General features: G+C 65.2%; 3 protein-coding genes. 2 read left to right on the top strand and 1 reads right to left on the bottom strand.

What is annotated here, in order from left to right:
* Positions 1-60 precede the first annotated feature (60 nt).
* Positions 61-537: a ribonuclease E activity regulator RraA gene (rraA, locus tag A2J01_RS25510; RefSeq protein ID WP_003943552.1), complete on the top strand. Its 477-nt coding sequence runs from the start codon at positions 61-63 to the stop codon at positions 535-537.
* 15 nt (positions 538-552) lie between these two features.
* Here rraA and A2J01_RS25515 read toward each other — a convergent pair whose 3' ends face one another.
* Positions 553-780 carry an RNA-binding S4 domain-containing protein gene (locus A2J01_RS25515; RefSeq protein WP_003943569.1) on the bottom strand — a complete coding sequence of 76 codons (228 nt, stop codon included), beginning with the start codon at positions 778-780 and terminating at the stop codon, positions 553-555.
* An 88-nt stretch (positions 781-868) separates the two neighbouring features.
* On the opposite strand from A2J01_RS25515, the gene lysX reads away from it, so the two are divergent.
* Positions 869-3,053, top strand: a 2,185-nt coding sequence (gene lysX, locus A2J01_RS25520; RefSeq protein WP_064113862.1) for a bifunctional lysylphosphatidylglycerol synthetase/lysine--tRNA ligase LysX, incomplete at its 3' end; no start/stop codon positions are given.

The raw sequence follows: 3,053 nt of genomic DNA on the forward strand, positions 1-3,053 counted from the left end.
CTGAACGGCATACTCCCCGACGACAACTAGGCCCGAGCCCCGCCGACTATCCTGTGGGGCATGACCGAGCCTGTAGCGACCGCTGACCTTGCCGACGAGATCGGACCCGACATCCGTAGCTGCGACACGCAGTTCACCCAGTTCGGTGGACGTGAAGTCTTTGCCGGCCCCATCACCACCATCAAGTGCTTCCAGGACAACCTGCTCGTGAAGCAGACCCTCAGTGAACCGGGCAACGGCGGAGTCCTCGTCGTCGACGGTGACGCGAGCATCCACACCGCCCTGGTCGGCGACATCATTGCCGGCCGCGGCGTCGACAACGGTTGGGCCGGTGTCATCGTCAACGGAGCCGTCCGCGACTCCGCGATCCTGCGCACCCTCGACATCGGCGTCAAGGCTTTGGGCACCAACCCGCGCAAGAGCACGCAAACCGGTTCGGGCGAGAAGAACGTGCCGATCGAAATCGGCGGAGTCACCTTCAACCCCGGCGAGATCGTTTACAGCGACCAGGACGGCGTCGTCGTTCGCGAAAGCTAGCCAGAAGTCGCGGGATCAGGCGGGGGCTTCCACTTTGGCGGCCATCCCGCCGATCTCGACGACATCGCCGTCACGAAGCTGACGGCCACGGCGATCCTCAACCTCACCGTTGACCGAAACCATGCCGTCGGCGATCACTTCCTTGGCCTCCGCGCCCGATTCGATGAGGTTCGCGAGCTTGAGAAACTGACCGAGCCGAATCATTTCGTCGCGGATGGGTACTGCTGGAATGTTGTCGGTCATGTCAATCATCTTCCTCCTCCCACAAAACTGGACACGACAGACCACACTTAGCGTGAGGATCTGATCGACCGGTAGGAGAGGAAGCTCGATGGCACCATTGACCGAGGTATCGGACACCACTGCAGAGTTGGTGGAATCGCCACCCGAAAATCCGCGCCAGGCGCGTCGATTCCGCAAAGGGCGGTTCAGCCAGGTTCCCCATATCTCGGGACTGATCCTCGGAGTCTTCTCCGTACTGGTGTTCCTGTGGAGCATCTCGCCGGTACTGCGGCACATCCTCCGCGTCCCACGCGAATACATCGACAGCTACTACTTCGACGCACCGGATACGAGCCTGTCGTGGGCGCTCGTCGTCGCCCTGCTCGCCGCCGCCCTCGCGAGCCGCAAGCGCATCGCCTGGTGGCTGCTGACGATCTACCTGTCACTGATCACCCTCACCAACATCGCCTCCGCGATCGTCGACAAGAACCCGAACAACGCCGTGGCCGTTGTCGTTTTGCTTGTCGTGATCGGAATCCTCATCGCGGCGAGGCCCGAGTTCTACACACGCGTACGGCGCGGCGCTGGCTGGAAAGCACTCGGCGTGCTGATCGGCGGCATGGCTGTAGCGACCGTGATCGGTTGGGGCCTTGTCGAACTCTTCCCAGGTGACCTACCGCAGAACCAGCGATTCCTGTGGGCCCTGAACCGCGTCACCGCGGCGGCTTCGGTCGACAACGAGGTGTTCGACGGCCACCCGCGCGTCTTCGTCAACACGGTCCTCGGGCTGCTCGGCGCCATCGCGCTCCTCGCGGCCGTCATGACGTTCTTCCGCGCGCAACGCTCCAACAACGCGCTCACCGGAAACGACGAGTCCGCGATCCGCGGGTTGATCCAGAACTTCGGTGCCGACGACTCTCTCGCTTACTTCGCCACCCGCCGCGACAAGGCGGTCATCTTCGCGCCGAGCGGCAAGGCCGCGATCACGTACCGCGTCGAGATCGGCGTCTGCCTCGCCAGTGGTGATCCCATCGGTGATCCCGAAGCGTGGCCGCACGCCATCGAAGCGTGGCAGGGGCTCGCGTCGCAGTACGGCTGGGCGACGGCCGTCATGGGCGCCAGCGAAACCGGGGCGACGGCGTACAAGAAGGCGGGCCTGAGCGTCCTGCAGCTCGGCGACGAAGCGATCCTGCGCACCCGCGAGTTCAATCTCAACGGACGCGACATGCGCCCGGTGCGCCAGGCGGTCACCCGCGTGAGGCGTCACGGCGTCACCGTCCGGATGCGACGCCATCGCGACATCCCGCCCGAGGACATGGCAGCCGTCATCATCCGCGCCGACGACTGGCGCGACACCGACACCGAGCGCGGCTTCTCCATGGCGCTCGGCCGACTGGGCGATCACCTCGACGGCGACTGCCTCCTCGTCGAAGCCGTCATGGGTGAAGGCACCGAGGACGAAAGCGTCGTCGGCATGCTCTCGCTCGTGCCGTGGGGACCGAACGGTGTTTCGCTCGACCTGATGCGCCGTAAGCCGACGGCGCCCAACGGTGTCGTCGAATTGATGGTCTCGGAGTTGGCCACACGTTCGGACGAGATCGGCGTCGTGCGAGTTTCGCTCAACTTCGCCGTGTTCCGCTCGGTGTTCGAGGAAGGTTCGCGCATCGGCGCGGGCCCGATCCTCCGCATCTGGCGCTCGGTGCTCGTCTTCTTCTCCCGCTGGTGGCAGCTCGAAGCGCTGTACCGCTCGAACGTGAAATACCAGCCGGATTGGGCGCCGCGCTTCCTCTGCTTCGAGGACAACCGCGAACTGCCGCGCGTCGGATTCGCGTCGGCCATCGCCGAAGGCTTTGTGGTGCTGCCCAGTTTCGGGCGCAAGTCCAGCCAGGTCGTCAAGCACACCGGTACGCATGCGGCGGTGCCGGCAGCTCTGGTGACGTCCGAAGGACTGCATGCCGACGGCAGCCCGCCGGACTCGGCGCCGACGTTCACGACCAACGGTCCGCGTCGACCCGAGCAGGTCCGCGTGCGCATGAACAAGCTCGCGCAACTGGCCGACGAAGGGATCGCCGCGTACCCCGTCGCCTATCCGCCGACCCACACGATTGCCGCCGCAGCGAAGTCACCGGAGGGCACCCGCGTGCGAATCGCGGGACGCCTCCTGCGGGTCCGCGACTACGGCGGAGTGGTGTTCACGGACGTGCGCGACTGGTCCGGCGACATCCAGGTTCTGGTCGACCAGGACAACGTCGGCCGCGAGAAGTTGGCGGAGTTCGCTGCCGAGTTCGATCTCG

This window comes from Rhodococcus sp. EPR-134 (genome assembly GCF_001647205.1).
Classification (GTDB): domain Bacteria; phylum Actinomycetota; class Actinomycetes; order Mycobacteriales; family Mycobacteriaceae; genus Rhodococcus_F; species Rhodococcus_F qingshengii.